The 516-nt window shown below is 68.0% G+C and carries 1 protein-coding gene; it reads left to right on the plus strand.

Features of this window, described 5'->3' with window-relative positions:
- Window positions 1–19: 19 nt before the first annotated feature.
- Window positions 20–516: gamma-glutamyltransferase (locus AC1DWF_RS38695; RefSeq protein WP_476843691.1), on the plus strand; the 497-nt coding region annotated here is incomplete at its 3' end.

The following is a 516-nucleotide window of genomic DNA, read 5'->3' on the forward strand; positions in this document are numbered from 1 at the left end:
GCGCGCGCGGGGCTCGACCTTGGCGCTGGGCGACCTCGCCGCCTATCGCACCGAGACGCGCGAGCCCGTGCGCGGCACCATTCGCGGCGTGGAACTCGTGGGACCGCCGCCGCCCTGCTCGGGCGGCGTGCACGTGATCCAGATGCTGAACCTGATGGAGGGCTTCGACCTCCGTGCCTCCGGCTTCGGCACCGAGCCCACGCTGCACCTCGTCTTCGAGGCGTTGAAGATCGCCGCCGCCGACCGCCGCGCCGCCACGGCCGATCCCGCCTTCGTCGACGTGCCGGTCGCGCGGCTGATCTCCACGGCCTATGGCGAGGAGCGTCGGCCGGAGATCGACGTCACGCGCGCGAAGGAATTCGGATCGCGCGTGCTGACCAATGAATCCGCCAACACCACGCATGTGACCATCGCCGACAAGGCGGGAAACATCGTCACCTCGACCCAAACGATCAACTCGCTCTTCGGCGCGCGCATCATGATCGCTGATACCGGCATCATCCCGAACAACTACAT

Source organism: Aminobacter sp. P4_D5 (assembly GCF_056401815.1).